The following is a 20912-nucleotide window of genomic DNA, read 5'->3' as shown; positions in this document are numbered from 1 at the left end:
TCTTACCCTATTACGTGCGGGGCTCAGTGCACCAGCATGCCGGTAAACCAGTAGGCCTGGGCCAGGGTGATCAGCCCAACAATGGTGGCAAAAAACAGGCTGTGCTTGAGGGTGAAGCGGAACAGGTCGGATTCCTTGCCCACCAAACCGGTGGCGGCGCAGGCCACGGCGATCGATTGCGGTGAGATCATCTTGCCGGTCACGCCGCCGCTGGTGTTGGCGGCCACCAGCAGGGTGTCGTTGACGCCGATCTGGTGTGCCGTGGTGGCTTGCAGCGAGCTGAACAGGGCGTTGGACGAAGTGTCGGAGCCTGTCAGGAAAACCCCCAGCCAACCAAGGAATGGCGAGAAGAACGGGAATGCCGCACCGGTGCCGGCCAATACCAACGCCATGGTCGAGGACATGCCGGAGTAGTTGGTGACAAAGGCGAATGCCAGCACCATGCCGATGGATAGGATCGGCCAGCGCAGCTCGTAAAGGGTCTCTTTAAAAGTGGTAAGACCAGTTTTTACGTTGATCTTCAGTACCAGCATCGAAATCACGGCAGAGAAGAAAATCGCGGTGCCGGTCGCTGAAATCGGGTCCAGCTTGAACACTGCCGGAATGGCGGTCGGGTTGGTGACGATGGGTGCGACCTTGACCACCAGTTGGTCCAGGTGCGGGATCGCGAAATTAAACACCCAGCTGTACATCGAACCGCCCGCGGCAAACATGGCCTTGAACGGTTTGAGTGTCCAAATGGTGACCAGTACGGTGAGGATCAGGAACGGCGACCAGGCTTTGAAAATCTGCCCCAGGCTGTAAGGCGATGCAACGGTGCTGCGTGGCAAGCCGAAGCCGCCGGCGCTGGCGGTGATCGCTACGCCGGAGGTGGCGCCGGCAATCTGTGCGCCGGCGGTGCGCTTGGGTTGCCAGACTTTCAGGAACAGGGTCAGGGAAATCAGGCTGGCCAGGGCCGAGGTGATGTCCGGCAGTTCCGGGCCGATGAAGTTGGATGTGAAGTACTGGGTGACGGCAAAGCTCAAGCCGGCCACCAGTGCTGCCGGCCAGGTTTCGCGCACGCCGCGCAGGCCGTCCATCATGAATACCAGCCAAAACGGTACGAACAGCGACAGCAGGGGCAGTTGACGGCCAGTCATGGCGCCGATCTTGAACGCATCGATGCCGGTCACCTGGCCTGCAACGATGATCGGGATGCCCAGGGCGCCGAAGGCAACGGGTGCGGTGTTGGCGATCAGGCACAGGCCGGCGGCATACAGTGGGTTGAAACCCAGGCCTACCAGCAGGGCGGCGGTGATCGCTACGGGGGCGCCGAAACCGGCGGCACCTTCAAGGAATGCACCGAAGCAGAAGCCGATCAGCAGCACTTGCAGGCGTTGGTCGTCAGTGATCGACAAAACCGAGCTGCGAATGATTTCGAACTGGCCGCTCTTGACGGTGAGTTTGTAGAGGAACACCGCCGCGACGATGATCCACGCGATGGGCCACAGGCCATAGGCAAAGCCGTAAGCCGCGGCGGCGAACGCCATGTCCACCGGCATCTGGAACGCAAAGATCGCCACCAGGATCGACAGCGCCAGCGTGATGCTGCCGGCCACATGACCTTTGAGGCGAAACACGGCCAGGGCCAGGAAGAAGAACACGATCGGAATGACGGCGGCCAGTGCGGAAAGGCCGAGGCTGCCGAGTGGGCTGTAAAGCTGTTGCCAGGTTTGCATATGGGGTGGCCCCTGATTGTTGTTGTTTGGTCAGCTTGGTTAATTGGTAATACCAATTTACAATCGCTGTGGGCTAGGTTAAAAGCCTTCTGGGGATGTGTCAATTTGCCGCCTGCGAAACTTTGGTCGTAACCCGGTGGCCGAAGGCATCTGATCGGGTAAAGCGAAGGCGTTCTGATAGGTGCTGTAAGGGCGGCGATAGGCCAGAATAGAGGCCCGGCGCGTGGTCGGGATGCGGGAGGGTGAGTGATGGGGTTTGATCTGGTGCGTCAGCGCCGTTTGTCTGACGATATTGTCGAGCAGCTTGAGGGCATGATCCTTGAGGGCACGCTGAAGTCGGGCGAGCGATTGCCGGCAGAGCGTGCGTTGGCTGAGCGGTTTGGCGTGTCGCGTCCGTCGTTGCGCGAGGCGATCCAGAAGTTGGCGGCCAAAGGGCTGCTGGTGAGTCGTCAAGGCGGTGGCAATTATGTTGCAGAGTCTTTGGGCTCGACGTTCAGCGATCCGCTGCTGCACCTGTTGGAAAACAATCCCGAGGCGCAGCGTGATCTGCTGGAGTTTCGGCAAACTCTTGAAGCGTCCTGCGCTTATTACGCAGCCTTGCGTGCGACCGAGGTCGATCGCGAGCGGCTGACCGCTGCGTTTGATGCGCTGCAGGATTGCTACACCCGCGTCGATGAGGTGAGCCGAGCGGAAGAGGGCGCGGCGGATGCGAGGTTTCACCTGGCCATTGCTGAAGCCAGTCATAACGCAGTGTTGCTGCACACCATTCGCGGCTTGTTCGACCTGCTCAAGCGTAACGTGGTGACCAACATTGGTGGCATGTACCAGCAACGTACGGAAACCCGCGACATGCTGATCAGTCAGCATCGGGATTTGTACCTGGCAATTATCGAGGGGCGGGCCGAGCAGGCGCGGGAGGTCTCAACACGTCACCTGGAATATGTGCAGGAAGTGTTGGAGGAAGTGCGTCAGGAGGTTCAGCGTGTGGCGCGTGCGGAGCGGCGCAAAGGGATGTAGCCGGGGAAGATTCCGAGGCTACACCGTTACAAGTACTACTCTTCCTTGCCTTTGTTGCGCACCGCGCGATGCAGTTCGCGGTTGGAATCACGCTCGCGCTCGGTATCACGCTTGTCGTATTCCTTCTTGCCCTTGCCCAGCGCAATCTCGCATTTAACCAGGTGCTTGCTCCAATACCAGGACAGGCAGATGCAGGCATAGCCCTTCTGCTGTACGGCGGCGGCGAGCTTTTCCAGTTCGCGTGCGTTGAGCAACAACTTGCGCGTGCGTACCGGGTCGGCAATTACGTGTGTGCTCGCGGTGGTCAGCGGGGTGATATGACTGCCGAGCAGCCATGCCTCGCCATCCTTGAGCAGCACGTAGCTGTCGACCAGTTGCAGCTTGCTGGCGCGCAGACTTTTTACTTCCCAGCCGGCCAGGACCAGACCAGCCTCGAACCGATGTTCGATGAAGTAATCGTGTCGCGCTTTTTTATTTTGCGCGATGGTCCCTGTGGGGTGTTTCTTTTGTTTAGCCATAGGGGCGGCATTATAGGGAGTTGCGAGCGAGTCGGCTACGGTCAACCTGCGTGCTTGAGCGTGTTGGACGAATCCCGGACAATGCGGGCAGTTCTTTGGTTTTTTTCTCTCGCGAATCGGTCTGTTCTTTCGCGATGTTTGCTGCTCAGCTGTGGAAATAACGCACACATGACGACGCATATTCAACGTTCGGCCCTGCTGCCTTATCCGGCGCAGGCGCTCTATGACCTGGTCAACGACGTGGCGCGTTACCCGGAATTCCTGCCGTGGTGTTCCACGGCTGAAGTGCTGGAGAGCGGTGATGAGCACATGCGTGCCCGTGTCGGCGTGGCCAAGGGCGGGCTCAGCCAGCATTTTGTAACGCGAAATGTGCTGATCCCCGGCAAGTCCATTGAAATGAATCTGGAAGAAGGGCCGTTTACCGAACTGCACGGTGTTTGGGCATTCAAGGCACTGACCGACAAGGCCTGCAAAATCAGCCTGGACCTGTCATTCGATTACGCAGGGCCGATTGTTCGGGCGACGTTGGGGCCCTTGTTCAATCAGGCGGCCAATACGCTGGTGGATGCGTTTTGTCAGCGGGCCAAGCAACTGCATGGTTGAGATTGAGGTGGTGTATGCGGCCGAGGATCGTCAGGTTTTACTGGCGGTGATGGTGGCGCAAGGGACTAGCCTGCGGATGGCGGTGCAGGCGTCGGGGATAGCCGAGCACTTCCCTGGGGTGGATCTGGCTGATTGCCCTTTGGGTATATTTGGCAAGGTGGTCGCGGACGCCGAGGTGCGTGCCGTGCAGGCAGGTGACCGTATCGAGATTTACCGGCCTCTGTTGGCCGATCCTAAAGAGGTGCGCCGACTGCGCGCGGCCAAGGCGGCCCTGGCCAAGCAACAGAATTCCTAGGCCAGCCAAAGGGCAGGCAACAAAAAGCCCGGCGTGCCGGGCTTTTTGTTGAGCGCCGCAAGTTTACTGCGGGCTGGTGTCCAGAGGCTGTGGCGTCGGGACGGGAACTGTTTCTACGCCGTCGACGTCTTTCTGGATCTTGTCCAGCAATGAGCCTGGCTTGGCCGGCACTTCAGACTTCGGCTTCTCGCTTTCCTGCGCTGGCGCAGTCACGTTGGTGCCGTTGTCCTTGCCGAGCAGGGCGTCATCACGGCTTACGCCAGGCATGAAGTCACCCGACAGGCTGACCAGCTGGTCATTGCCATTGAAGATGACGCTGACGCGTTCCTGCTGGCGCTCACCGCCGCCAGGCTGGAGGCTGTAGAGATAATCCCAACGATCGGCATGGAAAGTGTCGGTCAGCAGGGGGTTACCCATGATAAACCGTACTTGCCGTCGGGTCATTCCCGGGCGTAACTGGTCTATCATGTCCTGCGTGACGACATTGCCCTGCTGGATGTCGATTTTGTAAACCCCGGGGAATGAACAACCGGCGAGTGCGAGCAGTCCCACAAAGGTGAAACTGGTTAGCAAGAGCTTGGTGTTTTGCATCGGTGGGCGACTTCCACTATCTTGGCTGGGACAACGTAAACGCCGATCATACCCGTATTAAGAGAAGCTGCGAAGCAGCATCCGCGAGAAAGCTAACCATGGTTGAAAATAGCGAGCTACGCAAAGCCGGTCTCAAAGTGACTCTGCCACGAGTCAAGATTCTACAAATGCTCGATTCTGCTGAGCAGCGCCATATGAGTGCCGAGGATGTTTACAAGGCGCTGATGGAGTCTAACGAGGACGTCGGCCTGGCCACGGTTTACCGTGTGCTGACCCAGTTTGAAGCCGCAGGGCTGGTGGTTCGTCATAATTTCGACGGCGGTCATGCAGTGTTCGAATTAGCCGACGGTGGTCATCACGATCACATGGTTGACCTGGATACCAATGAGGTTATCGAGTTCACCAGCCCGGCAATCGAAAAGCTCCAGCACGAAATTGCCGAGGAGCATGGTTTCGATCTGATCGACCACAATCTCGTGTTGTACATCCGTAAGAAAAAGTAAAAAAACGCAGATTTGCGCTGCGAAACGATCGAAGGCGACCTCAGGGTCGCCTTCGTGCTTTCTAGCTAATGGGGAAAACTCGATTCAGGCCTTGGCAGCGACAACCATTTTCTTTGCGTGGGCCAAAGACTCCTTGGTTAAGTCAATGCCACCGAGCATGCGCGCCACTTCTTCCACGCGTTCCGACTTGTTCAGCTTGGATACCGCAGTGTGTGTTGCATCACTGCCTCTGACTTTATGTACAAACAAGTGTTGGTGCCCTTGGGCCGCCACTTGTGGCAGGTGAGTGACCGTGAGGACCTGGCCTCGGTCCCCCAGGCGGCGCAGTAGCTGGCCAACGATCTCTGCGGTCGGCCCGCCGATGCCGACGTCCACCTCGTCGAAGACCAGTGTCGGCACGCGGGAGGTTTGCGCGGTAATCACCTGGATTGCCAGGCTGATCCGCGACAGTTCGCCGCCGGACGCCACTTTAGCCAATGCCTTGAGCGGTTGCCCAGGGTTGGCGCTGACCAGTAGCTCGACCTGTTCCAGGCCGTGGGGCTGCAATTCATTGCTGGTGTTGGCGCGCAATTCAATGGTGAAGCGTCCACCCGGCATGCCCAGGCGTTGAATTTCCAGCTCAACGGCATTGGCCAGGCCAGTGGCGGCCTGTTGGCGCAAGTCGCTTAGCTCGCGGGCCTTCTCTTGATAGTGGCGGGCAAACGAGGCGAGTTCGTCGCCCAATCGCTCAATGGATTCGTCGTTGGCGTTCAGTGTCTCGATTTCATCCAGCAGTTTTTGCTGCATTGTTGCCACTTCGGTGGGCTGGATTCGATGTTTGCGCGCCAAGGTGTAGATGGTGTCCAGGCGCTCCTCGATTTCCTGCAGGCGTGCCGGGTCGGCATCGAAGTGGTCCAGGAAACGGTTCAGCTCACCGACGGCCTCCTCAACCTGAATCTGTGCGCTGGTCAGCAGCGTGGTGGCTTCACTCAGGGAGCCGGAGGCGTTGTTCACGCTGGACAGGCGATTGAGGCTGGCGGTGAGGGCGTTGAGCACATTACCGGAGTCGCTCTCGCTGCATTGTTCGACGACCTGGCGGCAGATGCCTAGGAGCGTCTCGGCATTGGTCAGGTTCTTGTGTTCCTGCTCGAGCTGCTCCAGCTCGGTTTCGCCCAGGCCCAGGCTTTCGAGCTCCTCAAGTTGATAGCTGAGCAGTTGATGACGAGCGCGCTGCTCATCGCCGGAATTGGAGAGGCGCTCCAGCTCCTGACGCGTCTGGCGCCAGCGCTGGGCGGCAAGTTGTACCTGGCGCGCCAGGTCGGTGGCGCCGGCGTATTCATCGAGCAGGCGGCGATGGGTATCGGTTTTGAGCAGCGACTGGTGCTCGTGTTGGCTGTGGATGTCGATCAGCAGTTCGCCTAATGCCTTCAGGTCGCCAAGGGGGCAGGGCGTGCCGTTTATATAGCCGCGGGAGCGTCCTTCGGCGGTGATCACCCGGCGCAGGATGCATGGCCCTTCATGATTGAGGTCGCGCTCGGCCAGCCAGGTTTCAGCCTCGGGAATGTCGGCCAGGTCGAACGTCGCCAGGATATCGGCTTTGTCTGCGCCGGGGCGTACCACGCCGCTGTCGGCGCGATCACCGAGCGTCAGGCCCAGGGCATCGAGCATGATCGATTTGCCGGCGCCGGTTTCGCCTGTGATTACGCTCATCCCGCGATCCAGTTCAAGATCCAGATGTTCAACGATGGCGTAATTATGTACGGACAGGTGCACGAGCATGACGGACGCTCCCAGGCTTTAGGTCTGGTTATTTATACAGTTTTTTGTTCGAGACTGACAATCCTGATGCTTAGCTCGATTTGCTTGTATCGGCGCTTTTTTTAGCGCTACGAGGAATGAATCGGTAGGAATTGATCAGCGTCAATGGAAGACTTTTGGACACACTCGTGCCCTTGAACCTGAAAATTGTGGCCCCATATACCGGATCAGAAGCGCGAGTTGAGTTCGCGCATGATTTTGAAAGGAGAAATCTATGGCTGACGAACAGACTCAGGATACGCAAACTCCAGAAGCCAATCAGGCTGCTGGCGATGAACTGGCGACTCGTGTGCAAGTGCTCGAAGAGCAGTTGGCCGCTGCGCAGGATCAATCTTTGCGTGTTGCTGCCGATCTGCAGAACGTCCGCCGCCGTGCCGAGCAGGATGTGGAGAAAGCTCACAAATTCGCGTTGGAAAAATTCGCCAATGACTTGCTGCCGATCATCGACAGCCTGGAGCGTGGCCTTGAATTGTCTAACCCGGACGACGAAAACATCCGTCCGATGCGCGAAGGTATCGAGCTGACGCTGAAAATGTTCCAGGACACCCTGAAGCGTTACCAGCTCGAAGCGATCGATCCGCAAGGTGGCGAACCATTCAATGCCGAGCATCACCAGGCGATGGCCATGCAGGAAAGCCATGACCTGGAGCCTAACAGCGTATTGAAAGTATTCCAGAAAGGTTATCTGCTGCACGGCCGCCTGTTGCGTCCGGCAATGGTGGTAGTGAGCAAGGCGCCTGCGCCTGTTGCACCTTCTATTGATGAGCAGGCTTGAAATCCGCCGCAAGGCCCCCATTTATAAGTCAAGCGTTTAAGTGCTACCGCAGTTAGCCACCACTGCTGCGGCAACCAAATTCAAGTTTCGGGAGAGTAAATCATGGGCAAAATTATCGGTATCGACCTGGGGACCACCAACTCGTGCGTCTCGGTCATGGAAAACGGCAAGGCTAAAGTTATCGAAAACGCTGAAGGCGCGCGTACCACGCCGTCGATCATTGCGTACGCCAACGATGGCGAAATCCTGGTTGGCCAGTCGGCCAAGCGCCAGGCAGTGACTAACCCACATAACACCCTGTACGCGGTAAAGCGCCTGATCGGTCGTAAGTTCGACGAAGAAGTCGTGCAGAAAGACATCAAGATGGTGCCGTACAAAATCGCCAAGGCTGACAACGGTGACGCCTGGGTTGAAGTAAACGGCAACAAGATGTCCGCGCCTCAGATCTCGGCTGAAGTCTTGAAGAAGATGAAGAAGACTGCCGAAGATTACCTGGGCGAAACGGTCACCGAGGCGGTGATCACCGTTCCGGCTTACTTCAACGACAGCCAGCGCCAGGCGACCAAAGACGCCGGCCGCATCGCGGGTCTGGACGTAAAACGTATCATCAACGAACCTACCGCGGCCGCACTGGCTTACGGTATGGACAAGGCCAAGGGCGATCACACTGTAATCGTTTATGACCTGGGTGGCGGTACCTTCGACGTTTCCGTGATCGAGATCGCTGAAGTCGACGGCGAGCACCAGTTCGAAGTGTTGGCCACCAACGGTGACACCTTCCTGGGTGGTGAAGACTTCGATATTCGTCTGATCGACTACCTCGTCGACGAATTCAAGAAAGAAAGCGGCATGAACCTCAAGGGTGACCCGCTGGCGATGCAGCGCCTGAAGGAAGCCGCTGAGAAAGCCAAGATCGAACTGTCGTCGAGCATGTCGACCGACGTGAACCTGCCGTACATCACTGCAGACGCTACCGGTCCTAAGCACTTGAACGTGAAGATTTCTCGCGCCAAGCTCGAAGCGCTGGTTGAAGACCTGGTTCAGCGCACCATCGAGCCTTGCCGCATTGCACTGAAAGACGCCGGCATCGACGTTGGCTCGATCAACGATGTGATCTTGGTCGGCGGCCAGACCCGTATGCCGTTGGTACAGCAGAAAGTCACCGAGTTCTTCGGTAAAGAAGCTCGTAAAGACGTGAACCCGGACGAAGCGGTTGCAATGGGTGCTGCCATCCAGGGCGCGGTATTGGCCGGTGACGTGAAAGACGTGCTGCTGCTGGACGTCAGCCCGCTGACCCTGGGTATCGAAACCATGGGCGGCGTGATGACCGCGCTGATCGAGAAAAACACCACGATTCCTACCAAGAAATCCCAAGTGTTCTCGACGGCCGACGACAACCAGGGCGCTGTGACCATTCACGTGCTGCAAGGCGAGCGTAAGCAAGCCGCGCAGAACAAGTCCCTGGGCAAGTTCGACCTGGCTGAGATCCCGCCAGCACCACGTGGCGTGCCGCAAATCGAAGTGACCTTCGACATCGATGCCAACGGCATCCTGCACGTCGGCGCGAAAGACAAGGCGACTGGTAAAGAGCAGAAGATCACCATCAAGGCCAACTCCGGTCTGTCTGATGAAGAAATTCAACAGATGATTCGTGATGCTGAAGCCAACGCTGATGCGGATGCCAAGTTTGCAGAACTGGCCGGTGCACGTAACCAGGGTGATGCGTTGGTTCACTCCACACGCAAAATGGTCGCGGATGCAGGCGATAAAGTGACCGCTGAAGAGAAGACCGCGATCGAAGCTGCCGTGGTTGCCCTGGAAGCTGCTGTCAAAGGCGACGACAAGGCTGCCATCGAAGCCAGGATCGAAGAGCTGTCGAAAGTCTCCGCACCGGTTGCTCAAAAAATGTACGCCGAGCAAGGCCAGCCGGCTGACGGTGCTGCGCAACAGGCAGAGCCTGAAGCCAAGCACGATGATGTTGTCGATGCCGAGTTCGAAGAAGTCAAAGACAACAAGTAAGTTGGTCGTCCGGTTGACCGCTCACAAGCGGTGACTGGTAGGATGTCGCCGCGCGGGAGCTTGCTCCCGCGTTGGTGTGTCTGGGGTACGCGAATTTTTACAGCATGCTACCGCGTTCGGGTGCTGGCGGTGTGATCGGAAATGCTCCTGCTTTTCGAGCAATAAATACCGCGTTTTTGGCCGGGTTCCTGGCTAAAAAGTAGTGATGACCAGGATCGTTGAATTGACGTGAGTTGGGTCCGGGCCTGTATTGGGGCTCAACGAGTTTGGCGAGGCTCAGGAGGGTCTGGCTGAACGTCCTTAAGAGTGCAAAGACTTATGGCAAAGCGTGACTATTACGAAGTGTTGGGTGTGGAGCGCGGCTCCAGCGAGGCGGACCTGAAAAAGGCTTACCGTCGCCTGGCGATGAAGCACCACCCGGACCGTAATCCGGACAGCAAAGAATCCGAAGAGATGTTCAAGGAGGCCAACGAGGCCTACGAATGCCTGTCTGATCCCAATAAGCGCGCGGCTTACGACCAGTATGGTCATGCTGGTGTCGACCCAAGCATGGGCGGCGGCGGTGCCGGCTTTGGTGGTCAGAATTTCTCCGATATTTTCGGCGATGTATTCAGCGATTTCTTCGGCGGTGGCCGTGGTGGTCAGCGTGGTGGTGCCCAGCGTGGCAGTGACTTGCGCTACACCCTGGAGCTGAACCTGGAAGAGGCCGTGCGCGGCACCAGCGTCAATATCCGTGTGCCGACGCTGGTCAATTGCAAGCCGTGCGACGGTTCGGGTGCCAAGAAAGGCTCCTCGCCGATTACCTGCCCGACCTGTGGTGGTATCGGCCAGGTGCGTATGCAGCAGGGCTTTTTCTCGGTGCAGCAGACCTGCCCGCGTTGCCATGGCCAGGGCAAGATCATTTCCGACCCGTGCGACGCCTGCCACGGCGAGGGTCGCGTGGAAGAGTACAAGACCTTGTCGGTCAAAGTGCCGGCCGGTGTGGACACCGGTGACCGCATTCGCCTGTCGGGCGAAGGCGAGGCGGGAACGCAGGGTGGTCCGACTGGCGACTTGTACGTGGTGATCAATGTGCGTGAGCACTCGATCTTCCAGCGTGATGGCAAGCATTTGTTCTGTGAAGTGCCGATCAGTTTTGTTGACGCTGCCTTGGGCGGCGAGCTGGAGATTCCGACGCTTGATGGGCGTGTGAAGCTCAAGATTCCTGAAGGCACGCAGACCGGCAAGCAGTTCCGTATTCGCGGCAAGGGTGTTGCGCCGGTGCGCGGTGGTGGCGCCGGGGACCTGATGTGCCGTGTGGCGGTGGAAACGCCGGTCAACCTGAATCGCCGTCAGCGTGAATTGCTTGAAGAGTTCCGCAGCTCGCTGGAGGGGGACGAATCCCACTCTCCGAAGACCACTGGCTTCTTCGATGGCGTGAAGCGCTTCTTCGGCGATCTGTAAGGAAGTGAATATGCGACGTATAGCCGTAATGGGCGCTGCAGGGCGCATGGGCAAGACGCTGGTCGAGGCGGTGCAGCAACGCTCGCCTGCTTCGGGGCTGACCGCGGCGATCGTTCGCCCCGGCAGCACCTTGATCGGTGCGGACGCCGGTGAATTGGCCTCGTTGGGGCGTATCGGCGTTTCGCTGTCCGGCAATCTGGAGCAGGTGGCTGACGAGTTCGACGTATTGATCGACTTCACGCTGCCGGAAGTGATGCTGAAAAACCTGGCGTTTTGCCGCAAGGCAGGCAAGGCCATGGTGATCGGTACGACAGGGCTGACGGCCGAGCAGAAGCAGGTCTTGGTGGAGGCGGGCAAGGATATCCCCGTGGTTTTCGCCGCCAACTTCAGTGTCGGTGTGAATCTGTCGCTCAAGTTGCTGGATATGGCTGCTCGTGTATTGGGTGATGAGGCGGATATCGAGATTATCGAAACCCATCATCGCCACAAGATCGACGCGCCCTCCGGTACGGCGCTGCGCATGGGTGAGGCTATTGCGGATGCGCTGGGTCGCGACCTGTCGAAGGTGGCCGTGTACGGCCGTGAGGGTCACACCGGTGCGCGTGCACGTGACACCATTGGCTTTGCGACCGTGCGCGGCGGCGATGTCGTCGGTGATCACACCGTGTTGTTTGCTACCGAGGGTGAGCGCCTGGAAATCACGCACAAGGCGTCCAGTCGCATGACATTCGCCAAAGGTGCGGTGCGTGCCGCGCTGTGGCTGGAAGGTCGTGAGCCGGGCCTGTACGACATGCGTGATGTGCTGGACCTGCACTAATCAGTAGCTAAACCGGGGCCTCGGGATTATCCTTAGGCCCCGTTTTTACCCGCTAAGCGACGTCCTGTCGCATTCTCCTGCCTTTAAGGCTTATTAGCGGTGGACCCAAAAAGCCTTTTTCTGTAAGCTACAGCTTTAGTGTGTCCACTAAAAGCGCGCAGAATAATTCAGTGAAGAAGCGGGGTGACGTGTCCATACGTCACTCCGCTTTTTTGCAACCTGCGATCGCCCTTTCAGGCTTTATTTACGGGAGGTCTTCTTGACTAAGCCAGCCATACTCGCCCTTGCTGATGGCAGCATTTTTCGCGGCGAAGCCATTGGAGCCGACGGTCAAACCGTTGGAGAGGTGGTGTTCAACACCGCCATGACCGGCTATCAGGAAATCCTTACCGATCCTTCCTACGCCCAACAGATCGTTACCCTGACCTATCCGCACATTGGCAACACCGGCACTACACCGGAAGACGTCGAGTCTGATCGTGTCTGGTCGGCCGGTCTGGTGATTCGTGACCTACCACTGGTTGCAAGCAACTGGCGTAACACGATGTCGCTGTCCGATTACCTGAAAGCCAACAACGTCGTGGCGATCGCCGGTATCGATACGCGCCGCCTCACGCGCATCCTGCGTGAAAAAGGTTCGCAGAACGGCTGCATCATGGTGGGTGACGCTATCTCCGAAGAGGCGGCGATTGCCGCAGCGCAAGGCTTCCCAGGCCTGAAGGGCATGGACCTGGCGAAAGTCGTCAGCACCAAGGAGCAGTACGAGTGGCGCTCCACTGTCTGGGACTTGAAGACTGACAGCCACGCGACCATCGAGTCCGCGGACCTGCCTTACCACGTGGTCGCTTATGACTATGGTGTGAAGTACAACATCCTGCGCATGTTGGTCGAGCGCGGCTGCCGCGTTACCGTGGTGCCGGCGCAAACCCCGGCCAGCGATGTGCTGGCCATGCAACCGGACGGTGTGTTCCTGTCCAACGGCCCGGGTGATCCGGAGCCATGCGACTACGCCATCCAGGCCATCAAGGACGTATTGGACACCGAAATTCCGGTATTCGGTATCTGCCTCGGTCACCAGCTGCTGGCCCTGGCCTCCGGCGCCAAGACCCTGAAAATGGGCCATGGCCACCACGGTGCCAACCACCCGGTGCAGGACCTGGACACAGGCGTCGTGATGATCACCAGCCAGAACCACGGTTTTGCGGTGGATGAAGCGACTTTGCCGGGTAACGTCCGCGCCATTCACAAGTCGCTGTTCGACGGCTCCCTGCAAGGCATCGAGCGCACCGACAAGAGCGCGTTCAGCTTCCAGGGCCACCCTGAAGCGAGCCCGGGCCCGAACGACGTAGCGCCGCTGTTCGACCGTTTCATCAATGAGATGGCCAAGCGACGCTGACTGAGCGGCTTGCGGGCGGCCCCGAACTCCGGTGGCTCCCGCGGGCTCTTCAAAGATTGTTCAAGACGGCTTGCCGACTGACCTGCGGATTTGAGTGACAAACCCATGCCAAAACGTACAGACATAAAAAGCATCCTGATTCTCGGCGCTGGCCCGATCGTGATCGGCCAGGCCTGCGAGTTCGACTACTCCGGCGCCCAGGCCTGTAAAGCCCTGCGCGAAGAGGGCTATCGCGTCATCCTGGTAAACTCCAACCCAGCCACCATCATGACCGACCCGGCCATGGCGGACGCGACCTACATCGAGCCGATCAAGTGGCAGACCGTTGCCAAGATCATCGAGAAAGAACGTCCGGACGCGTTGCTGCCCACAATGGGTGGCCAGACTGCTCTGAACTGCGCCCTGGACCTGGAGCGCGAAGGCGTACTGGAAAAGTTCGGCGTAGAGATGATCGGTGCCAACGCCGACACCATCGACAAGGCTGAAGACCGTTCGCGTTTCGACAAGGCTATGAAGTCCATCGGCCTGGCGTGCCCGCGTTCCGGTATCGCCCACAGCATGGAAGAAGCCAACGCGGTTCTTGAGACCCTGGGCTTTCCGTGCATCATCCGTCCGTCCTTCACCATGGGCGGCACCGGTGGCGGCATCGCGTATAACCGTGAAGAGTTCGAAGAAATCTGCGCCCGTGGTCTGGACCTGTCGCCGACCAAAGAGCTGCTGATCGACGAATCCCTGATCGGCTGGAAAGAATACGAGATGGAGGTTGTTCGCGATAAGAACGACAACTGCATCATCGTCTGCTCCATCGAAAACTTCGACCCTATGGGCGTGCACACCGGTGACTCGATCACTGTTGCCCCGGCACAGACCCTGACCGACAAGGAATACCAGATCCTGCGTAACGCCTCCCTGGCGGTGCTGCGTGAGATCGGTGTGGAAACCGGCGGTTCCAACGTTCAGTTCGGCATCTGCCCGGACACCGGCCGCATGGTCGTGATCGAGATGAACCCGCGTGTTTCCCGTTCTTCGGCGCTGGCCTCGAAAGCCACCGGCTTCCCGATCGCCAAGGTCGCGGCCAAGCTGGCTGTGGGCTACACCCTGGACGAGCTGTCGAACGACATCACCGGCGGCAAGACCCCGGCGTCCTTCGAACCGTCCATCGATTACGTTGTGACCAAGCTGCCACGCTTTGCTTTCGAGAAGTTCGCCAAGGCTGACGCGCGCCTGACCACCCAGATGAAATCGGTGGGTGAGGTCATGGCCATCGGCCGGACCTTCCAGGAATCCCTGCAGAAAGCCCTGCGCGGCCTGGAAGTGGGCGTTTGCGGCCTGGATGAGAAGCTCGACCTGAGCAATCCGGAAAGCATGAGCATCCTCAAGCGCGAGCTGACCGTGCCGGGCGCCGAGCGCATCTGGTACGTGGCTGACGCCTTCCGTGCCGGCATGACTGTCGAAGACATCTTCGGCATGAACATGATCGACCCGTGGTTCCTCGTGCAGATCGAAGACCTGATCAAGGAAGAAGAGAAGGTCAAGACCCTGGGTCTGGCCAGCATCGACCGCGACATGATGTTCCGTCTCAAGCGCAAGGGCTTCTCCGATCAGCGCCTGGCCAAGCTGCTGGGTGTGACCGAGAAAAACCTGCGTACCCATCGCCACAAGCTGGAGATCTTCCCGGTCTACAAGCGCGTTGATACCTGCGCGGCCGAGTTCTCCACCGATACCGCCTACCTGTACTCCACCTATGAGGAAGAGTGCGAAGCCGCGCCATCGGGTCGCGACAAGATCATGATCCTGGGTGGCGGTCCAAACCGCATTGGCCAAGGTATCGAGTTCGACTACTGCTGCGTACACGCCGCGCTCGCCCTGCGCGAAGACGGCTACGAAACCATCATGGTCAACTGCAACCCAGAAACGGTTTCCACTGATTACGACACCTCCGATCGCTTGTACTTCGAGCCGGTCACCCTGGAAGACGTGCTGGAAATCGTGCGCGTCGAGAAGCCAAAAGGCGTGATTGTGCAGTACGGCGGCCAAACCCCGCTGAAACTGGCGCGCGCTCTGGAAGCCGCCGGTGTGCCGATCATCGGTACCAGCCCGGATGCTATCGACCGTGCCGAAGACCGTGAGCGCTTCCAGCAAATGGTCGAGCGCCTGAACCTGCGTCAGCCGCCTAACGCCACCGTGCGCAGCGAAGACGAAGCCATCCGTGCAGCCAGCAAGATTGGCTACCCGCTGGTGGTGCGTCCGTCCTACGTGCTGGGCGGTCGTGCGATGGAAATCGTCTACGAAGAAGAAGAGCTCAAGCGTTACCTGCGTGATGCGGTGAAAGTGTCCAACGATAGCCCCGTGCTACTGGATCACTTCCTCAACTGCGCCATCGAAATGGACGTGGATGCAGTTTGCGACGGTACTGACGTGGTGATCGGCGCGATCATGCAGCACATCGAACAGGCGGGTGTTCACTCCGGTGACTCCGCTTGCTCGCTGCCGCCGTACTCGCTGCCGCTGCACATCCAGGATGAGATGCGCGAACAGGTCAAGAAAATGGCCCTGGAACTGGGCGTTGTCGGCCTGATGAACGTCCAGTTGGCGCTGCAAGGCGAAGACATCTACGTCATCGAAGTCAACCCGCGCGCTTCGCGTACCGTACCGTTTGTTTCCAAGTGCATCGGTGTCTCCCTGGCCATGATCGCTGCTCGCGTGATGGCTGGTAAGACCTTGAAGGAAATCGGCTTCACCAAGGAAATCATTCCGAACTTCTACAGCGTGAAAGAGGCGGTGTTCCCATTCGCCAAATTCCCTGGTGTGGACCCTATCCTGGGCCCGGAGATGAAGTCCACGGGTGAAGTGATGGGCGTCGGCGATACCTTTGGCGAGGCGTTCGCCAAGGCCCAGATGGGCGCCAGCGAAGTGCTGCCGACCGGTGGTACCGCGTTTATCAGCGTGCGTGATGACGATAAGCCACTGGTTGCAGGCGTGGCGCGTGATCTGATCAACTTGGGTTTCGAAATCGTGGCCACTGCCGGGACCGCCAAGCTGATCGAAGCGGCCGGCCTGAAAGTGCGTCGCGTAAACAAGGTAACGGAAGGTCGTCCGCACGTGGTCGACATGATCAAGAATGACGAAGTCACCTTGATCATCAACACCACCGAAGGTCGCCAGTCGATCGCGGACTCCTACTCCATTCGTCGTAATGCCTTGCAGCACAAGATTTACTGCACCACCACCATTGCTGCTGGCGAAGCTATCTGCGAAGCGCTCAAGTTCGGTCCGGAAAAGACCGTGCGTCGCTTGCAGGATCTACACGCAGGATTGAAGGCATGACCAAATACCCAATGACCGTCCAGGGCTTCAAGGCCCTGGAAGAGGAGCACGCCCATCTGACCAAGGTCGTACGTCCAAAGCTGAGCCAGGACATCGGTACGGCCCGCGAGCTGGGCGATTTGAAGGAAAACGCCGAATACCACGCTGCTCGCGAGCAGCAAGGTATGGTTGAGGCGCGCATCCGTGACATCGAAGGCCGCCTGCAGAATTCGGTGGTGATCGACGTGACGACCATTCCTCACACCGGTAAAGTGATTTTCGGTACGACTGTGGAAATCGCCAACGTCGAAACTGACGAAAGCGTGGTCTATCACATCGTTGGCGAAGACGAAGCTGACTTCAAGCTCGGCAAGATATCTGTGGGATCGCCGCTGGCCCGTGCCTTGATTGCCAAGGAAGAGGGAGATGTGGTGGCTGTCAAAACGCCAGGCGGCGTGATCGAGTACGAGATTGTCGAAGTTCGTCACGTCTGAAAGGCGGCGCCCGCTTCGTGCGGGCGCCATGCTTTGGCAGCTCTCCCAGATGCTTTGGGTGGGCGGCTTGTGGTTATTGCACATGGGTGTGCTTCCGGCGCTGGGCCTGATTGGCCTGGCGCCATTGCTCATCGATGAGCTGGACGGATTGCTGAGTGCATTGCTGGTGGGTTTTTCAGCAGCGTGCGTGACAATCCAGGCCGTGGTGCTGGTCAAGGCCGAGGGTTTGGGGAGTTTGTGGCGGGATATTCGCGGCCAACTGCTGTTGATGGCGCTGTATGCGTGCGCAATGTTTGGCGTCGTGCATGTCTGGCTGCCGGAAGCGTTGCGCTGGCAGTTATTCAGCTATCTTGTGCTAGGGTTCTCTGGTCTGGTGCTGGTCATGCAGCCTGCGCCGGGATGGAGTGGCGGGGCGCGCGAAGCACGCCCGTGACCCTTTTCATCATTTGAAGCGATGAACGTTCGACAATTGCTTGTTGACGCTGAAGTTCTTGCGATACAGCAGCGCCATCTTGCCGATGACCTGAACCAGGTCCGCCTTGCCCACCTTGCACAGTTCTGCAACGGCGGCCAGGCGTGCTTCGCGATCAAGGATATTGACCTTGATCTTGATCAGTTCATGATCATTGAGTGCGCGTTCAAATTCGGCTAACACACCTTCAGTCAAACCGTTGTCTGCCACAATCAGAACTGGTTTCAGATGGTGGCCAATGGATTTGTACTGTTTCTTCTGCTCTTGAGTGAGCGGCATAATCTGACCCCTGCGTCTGATCTTGTAAAAAGCGGCGGCCAGTTTACCCGAGCGAGTCCGGGACCGCCCAGTTAATCACGACCCGTTTTATTTTCGAGGTGGCCCGTGGCCCGTTCCAAAACCAGCCTTAAGTGGCTACAAGAGCATTTCAACGATCCTTACGTCAAAAAGGCGCAGAAGGACGGTTACCGTTCCCGGGCCAGTTACAAGCTGCTGGAGCTCCAGGACAAGGACAAATTGTTTCGCCCCGGTATGAGCGTGATCGACCTGGGCGCCGCCCCGGGTGGCTGGTCCCAGGTGGCCAGTCGTCTGATTGGCGGGCAAGGCCGGTTGATTGCTTCGGACATCCTTGAGATGGACAGCATCCCGGATGTGACCTTTGTGCACGGCGACTTTACCCAGGACGCGGTACTGGCGCAGATCCTGGAAGCCGTCGGAAATTCACAGGTAGACCTTGTGATTTCCGACATGGCCCCCAATATGAGTGGATTACCGGCTGTTGATATGCCGCGCGCGATGTTCCTCTGCGAGTTGGCGTTGGATCTGGCGGGTCGGGTATTGCGTCCGGGTGGTGATTTCCTGGTCAAGGTCTTCCAGGGTGAAGGCTTTGACGAGTATCACAAGAACATCCGCAAGCTGTTCGACAAGGTGCAGATGCGTAAACCTGACTCTTCGCGGGACCGGTCGCGTGAGCAGTATCTGTTGGCTCGGGGGTTCCGTGGCATCGAAGGCGCCGCCAGTGATGAGCGTCTTTGAAGGTTTGAGGTGAGTCGATAGGTTTTTTTATATCGCTTTCGTCACGAAGCTTTACGAATATTGTGTAGTCAAAGTTTCACAAAGGGTTACAGACGGCGCCTGCCAGTGTTGTAGGTAATGTAGTAAGTTAGGCCGGTGAATATCATGCGAAGCGCGCGCCACTAGCGGAGCTTGCTTCAGAGGGTAGTTAATTGAACGATATGGCAAAGAATCTGATCCTGTGGTTGATCATCGCGGCAGTCCTGGTGACGGTGATGAACAACTTCTCCAGCCCTAACGAGCCGCAGACCCTCAACTATTCCGACTTCATCCAGCAAGTTAAGGATGGCAAGGTCGAGCGCGTAGCGGTTGATGGCTATGTGATTACCGGCAAGCGCGTTGACGGCGATAGCTTCAAGACCATTCGTCCGGCTATTCAGGACAATGGCCTGATCGGCGACCTGGTGGATAACAAGGTCGTTGTGGAAGGCAAGCAGCCTGAGCAGCAAAGTATCTGGACCCAGCTTCTGGTGGCCAGCTTCCCGATCCTGGTGATCATTGCCGTGTTCATGTTCTTCATGCGCCAGATGCAGGGCGGTGCGGGAGGCAAGGGCGGGCCGATGAGCTTCGGCAAGAGCAAGGCTCGCCTGCTCTCCGAAGATCAGGTGAAGACGACCCTGGCGGATGTCGCCGGTTGCGACGAAGCCAAGGAAGAAGTGGGTGAACTGGTCGAGTTTCTGCGCGATCCGGGCAAGTTCCAGCGCCTGGGCGGTCGCATTCCTCGCGGCGTACTGATGGTCGGCCCGCCGGGTACCGGTAAAACCTTGCTGGCCAAGGCGATCGCTGGTGAGGCCAAGGTGCCGTTCTTCACCATTTCCGGTTCTGACTTCGTCGAGATGTTCGTCGGCGTCGGTGCCAGCCGTGTTCGCGATATGTTCGAGCAAGCCAAGAAGCACGCGCCGTGCATCATCTTCATCGACGAAATCGACGCCGTCGGTCGCCATCGTGGCGCCGGTATGGGTGGCGGTCACGATGAGCGTGAGCAGACCCTCAACCAATTGCTGGTGGAAATGGATGGTTTCGAGATGAATGACGGCATCATCGTCATCGCCGCAACCAACCGTCCGGATGTATTGGACCCTGCGCTGCTGCGTCCAGGTCGCTTCGACCGCCAGGTGGTAGTGGGCCTGCCGGACATACGCGGTCGCGAACAGATCCTCAAGGTACACATGCGCAAAGTACCAATGGGCGACGACGTGGCTCCGGCTGTGATTGCTCGTGGTACCCCGGGTTTCTCCGGTGCCGACCTGGCCAACCTGGTGAACGAGGCTTCGTTGTTTGCAGCCCGTACCGGCAAGCGCATTGTTGAAATGAAGGAATTCGAGCTGGCCAAGGACAAGATCATGATGGGCGCTGAGCGCAAATCCATGGTCATGTCCGAGAAAGAGAAGCAGAACACCGCTTATCACGAAGCCGGCCACGCCATTGTCGGTCGCGTTGTGCCTGAGCACGATCCGGTCTATAAGGTGTCGATCATTCCGCGTGGTCGGGCCCTGGGTGTGACCATGTTCCTGCCTGAAGAGGACCGTTACAGCCTCTCCAAGCGCGCATTGATCAGCCAGATCTGCTCGCTGTACGGTGGTCGAATTGCAGAAGAAATGACCCTGGGCTTCGACGGTGTCACCACGGGCGCTTCCAACGACATCATGCGTGCCAGCCAGATCGCACGAAATATGGTGACCAAGTGGGGACTCTCGGAAAAACTCGGTCCGTTGATGTATGCCGAAGAAGAGGGTGAAGTATTCCTGGGGCGTGGCGGTGGCGGTCAAAATGCGAGTTTCTCCGGTGAGACAGCCAAGCTGATCGACTCCGAAGTGCGCAGTATCATTGATCAGTGCTATGGCACGGCCAAACAGATCCTGACCGATAACCGCGACAAGCTGGATGCAATGGCTGACGCGCTGATGAAATACGAAACCATTGATGCCGACCAGATTGACGACATCATGGCAGGGCGCGAGCCGCGTGAGCCTCGCGATTGGGAAGGCGGTTCGGGCACCTCTGGCACGCCGCCAGTCATTCAGAGCGAACGCCCTGAAACCCCGATCGGCGGCCCTGCAGCTGACCACTAAGG

The 20912-nt window shown here is 58.3% G+C and carries 19 protein-coding genes; 14 read left to right on the top strand and 5 right to left on the bottom strand.

Translation table 11 applies throughout. The features are described 5' to 3' along the window. Positions 1-23: 23 nt before the first annotated feature. Entirely contained in the window at positions 24-1718 is a 1695-nt protein-coding gene (locus V6M90_RS27440; RefSeq protein ID WP_003176163.1) for a lactate permease LctP family transporter, read from the bottom strand. Between the two features lie 249 nt (positions 1719-1967). Between V6M90_RS27440 and V6M90_RS27435 the strand changes: the two genes are divergently transcribed. Continuing rightward, positions 1968-2735, top strand: a complete 768-nt coding sequence (locus V6M90_RS27435) for an FCD domain-containing protein (RefSeq protein ID WP_003176161.1) — start codon at positions 1968-1970, stop codon at positions 2733-2735. A 35-nt stretch (positions 2736-2770) separates the two neighbouring features. Here V6M90_RS27435 and smpB read toward each other — a convergent pair whose 3' ends face one another. Next, complete coding sequence (gene smpB / locus V6M90_RS27430; RefSeq protein WP_003176160.1) at positions 2771-3253, bottom strand: SsrA-binding protein SmpB; 483 nt, start codon at positions 3251-3253, stop codon at positions 2771-2773. Between the two features lie 168 nt (positions 3254-3421). Between smpB and V6M90_RS27425 the strand changes: the two genes are divergently transcribed. Then, positions 3422-3856 (top strand): type II toxin-antitoxin system RatA family toxin, encoded by a 435-nt coding sequence (locus tag V6M90_RS27425; RefSeq protein ID WP_042945295.1) that lies wholly within the window; start codon positions 3422-3424, stop codon positions 3854-3856. Continuing rightward, positions 3849-4151, top strand: coding sequence for an RnfH family protein (locus tag V6M90_RS27420; protein WP_003176158.1), 303 nt, complete (start codon positions 3849-3851; stop codon positions 4149-4151). Before V6M90_RS27425 ends, V6M90_RS27420 begins: the two co-directional genes overlap by 8 nt. A gap of 63 nt (positions 4152-4214) precedes the next feature. Here V6M90_RS27420 and V6M90_RS27415 read toward each other — a convergent pair whose 3' ends face one another. Then, positions 4215-4742 (bottom strand): outer membrane protein assembly factor BamE, encoded by a 528-nt coding sequence (locus V6M90_RS27415; RefSeq protein ID WP_003176157.1) that lies wholly within the window; start codon positions 4740-4742, stop codon positions 4215-4217. 98 nt (positions 4743-4840) lie between these two features. On the opposite strand from V6M90_RS27415, the gene fur reads away from it, so the two are divergent. Beyond that, positions 4841-5245, top strand: coding sequence for a ferric iron uptake transcriptional regulator (gene fur / locus V6M90_RS27410; RefSeq protein ID WP_003176156.1), 405 nt, complete (start codon positions 4841-4843; stop codon positions 5243-5245). A gap of 84 nt (positions 5246-5329) precedes the next feature. Here fur and recN read toward each other — a convergent pair whose 3' ends face one another. Next, on the bottom strand, positions 5330-7003 hold the full coding sequence (gene recN, locus V6M90_RS27405; protein ID WP_078826067.1) for a DNA repair protein RecN: 1674 nt from the start codon (positions 7001-7003) through the stop codon (positions 5330-5332). A gap of 253 nt (positions 7004-7256) precedes the next feature. On the opposite strand from recN, the gene grpE reads away from it, so the two are divergent. The 8 genes from grpE (at position 7257) to V6M90_RS27365 (ending at position 17725) form a co-directional block, all read left to right on the top strand. Then, positions 7257-7817: a nucleotide exchange factor GrpE gene (grpE, locus tag V6M90_RS27400; protein WP_078734695.1), complete on the top strand. Its 561-nt coding sequence runs from the start codon at positions 7257-7259 to the stop codon at positions 7815-7817. 102 nt (positions 7818-7919) lie between these two features. Beyond that, entirely contained in the window at positions 7920-9836 is a 1917-nt protein-coding gene (gene dnaK / locus V6M90_RS27395) for a molecular chaperone DnaK (protein WP_332847434.1), read from the top strand. Positions 9837-10154: 318 nt separating this feature from the next. Beyond that, complete coding sequence (dnaJ, locus tag V6M90_RS27390; RefSeq protein WP_078826065.1) at positions 10155-11279, top strand: molecular chaperone DnaJ; 1125 nt, start codon at positions 10155-10157, stop codon at positions 11277-11279. A 10-nt stretch (positions 11280-11289) separates the two neighbouring features. Continuing rightward, a complete protein-coding gene (dapB, locus tag V6M90_RS27385) occupies positions 11290-12096 on the top strand; it encodes a 4-hydroxy-tetrahydrodipicolinate reductase (protein ID WP_003176151.1) in 807 nt (268 codons plus the stop codon). Positions 12097-12355: 259 nt separating this feature from the next. Continuing rightward, positions 12356-13492 (top strand): glutamine-hydrolyzing carbamoyl-phosphate synthase small subunit, encoded by a 1137-nt coding sequence (carA, locus tag V6M90_RS27380; protein WP_003176150.1) that lies wholly within the window; start codon positions 12356-12358, stop codon positions 13490-13492. A 105-nt stretch (positions 13493-13597) separates the two neighbouring features. Next, positions 13598-16819, top strand: coding sequence for a carbamoyl-phosphate synthase large subunit (gene carB, locus V6M90_RS27375; protein ID WP_003176149.1), 3222 nt, complete (start codon positions 13598-13600; stop codon positions 16817-16819). Beyond that, complete coding sequence (gene greA / locus V6M90_RS27370) at positions 16816-17292, top strand: transcription elongation factor GreA (RefSeq protein ID WP_003176148.1); 477 nt, start codon at positions 16816-16818, stop codon at positions 17290-17292. Before carB ends, greA begins: the two co-directional genes overlap by 4 nt. A 28-nt stretch (positions 17293-17320) precedes the next feature. Beyond that, the gene (locus V6M90_RS27365; RefSeq protein ID WP_042945291.1) at positions 17321-17725 is read left to right on the top strand and encodes a hypothetical protein; all 405 of its coding nucleotides are present in this window, start codon (positions 17321-17323) and stop codon (positions 17723-17725) included. Between the two features lie 9 nt (positions 17726-17734). On the opposite strand, the gene V6M90_RS27360 is transcribed toward V6M90_RS27365, so the two are convergent. Next, entirely contained in the window at positions 17735-18043 is a 309-nt protein-coding gene (locus V6M90_RS27360; protein ID WP_003176146.1) for a YhbY family RNA-binding protein, read from the bottom strand. 105 nt (positions 18044-18148) lie between these two features. Between V6M90_RS27360 and rlmE the strand changes: the two genes are divergently transcribed. Both rlmE and ftsH read left to right on the top strand, forming a co-directional pair. Then, entirely contained in the window at positions 18149-18799 is a 651-nt protein-coding gene (rlmE, locus tag V6M90_RS27355) for a 23S rRNA (uridine(2552)-2'-O)-methyltransferase RlmE (protein WP_003176145.1), read from the top strand. Between the two features lie 200 nt (positions 18800-18999). Then, entirely contained in the window at positions 19000-20910 is a 1911-nt protein-coding gene (gene ftsH, locus V6M90_RS27350) for an ATP-dependent zinc metalloprotease FtsH (protein WP_078734690.1), read from the top strand. The last annotated feature ends 2 nt before the right edge of the window (positions 20911-20912 follow it).

The sequence above is a fragment of the Pseudomonas lactucae genome, from assembly GCF_036688725.1.
In the GTDB taxonomy this organism is placed as follows: domain Bacteria; phylum Pseudomonadota; class Gammaproteobacteria; order Pseudomonadales; family Pseudomonadaceae; genus Aquipseudomonas; species Aquipseudomonas lactucae.
This window is presented reverse-complemented; position numbering and strand designations above follow the sequence as displayed.

Excerpts from the sequence above, each read along its gene's own strand:
- V6M90_RS27440 (WP_003176163.1), bottom strand. The coding sequence starts at position 1,718 with ATGCAAACCTGGCAACAGCTTTACAGCCCACTCGGCAGCCTCGGCCTT.
- V6M90_RS27435 (WP_003176161.1), top strand. The coding sequence starts at position 1,968 with ATGGGGTTTGATCTGGTGCGTCAGCGCCGTTTGTCTGACGATATTGTC.
- smpB (WP_003176160.1), bottom strand. The coding sequence starts at position 3,253 with ATGGCTAAACAAAAGAAACACCCCACAGGGACCATCGCGCAAAATAAA.
- V6M90_RS27425 (WP_042945295.1), top strand. The coding sequence starts at position 3,422 with ATGACGACGCATATTCAACGTTCGGCCCTGCTGCCTTATCCGGCGCAG.
- V6M90_RS27420 (WP_003176158.1), top strand. The coding sequence starts at position 3,849 with ATGGTTGAGATTGAGGTGGTGTATGCGGCCGAGGATCGTCAGGTTTTA.
- V6M90_RS27415 (WP_003176157.1), bottom strand. The coding sequence starts at position 4,742 with ATGCAAAACACCAAGCTCTTGCTAACCAGTTTCACCTTTGTGGGACTG.
- fur (WP_003176156.1), top strand. The coding sequence starts at position 4,841 with ATGGTTGAAAATAGCGAGCTACGCAAAGCCGGTCTCAAAGTGACTCTG.
- recN (WP_078826067.1), bottom strand. The coding sequence starts at position 7,003 with ATGCTCGTGCACCTGTCCGTACATAATTACGCCATCGTTGAACATCTG.
- grpE (WP_078734695.1), top strand. The coding sequence starts at position 7,257 with ATGGCTGACGAACAGACTCAGGATACGCAAACTCCAGAAGCCAATCAG.
- dnaK (WP_332847434.1), top strand. The coding sequence starts at position 7,920 with ATGGGCAAAATTATCGGTATCGACCTGGGGACCACCAACTCGTGCGTC.
- dnaJ (WP_078826065.1), top strand. The coding sequence starts at position 10,155 with ATGGCAAAGCGTGACTATTACGAAGTGTTGGGTGTGGAGCGCGGCTCC.
- dapB (WP_003176151.1), top strand. The coding sequence starts at position 11,290 with ATGCGACGTATAGCCGTAATGGGCGCTGCAGGGCGCATGGGCAAGACG.
- carB (WP_003176149.1), top strand. The coding sequence starts at position 13,598 with ATGCCAAAACGTACAGACATAAAAAGCATCCTGATTCTCGGCGCTGGC.
- greA (WP_003176148.1), top strand. The coding sequence starts at position 16,816 with ATGACCAAATACCCAATGACCGTCCAGGGCTTCAAGGCCCTGGAAGAG.
- V6M90_RS27365 (WP_042945291.1), top strand. The coding sequence starts at position 17,321 with ATGCTTTGGCAGCTCTCCCAGATGCTTTGGGTGGGCGGCTTGTGGTTA.
- V6M90_RS27360 (WP_003176146.1), bottom strand. The coding sequence starts at position 18,043 with ATGCCGCTCACTCAAGAGCAGAAGAAACAGTACAAATCCATTGGCCAC.
- ftsH (WP_078734690.1), top strand. The coding sequence starts at position 19,000 with ATGGCAAAGAATCTGATCCTGTGGTTGATCATCGCGGCAGTCCTGGTG.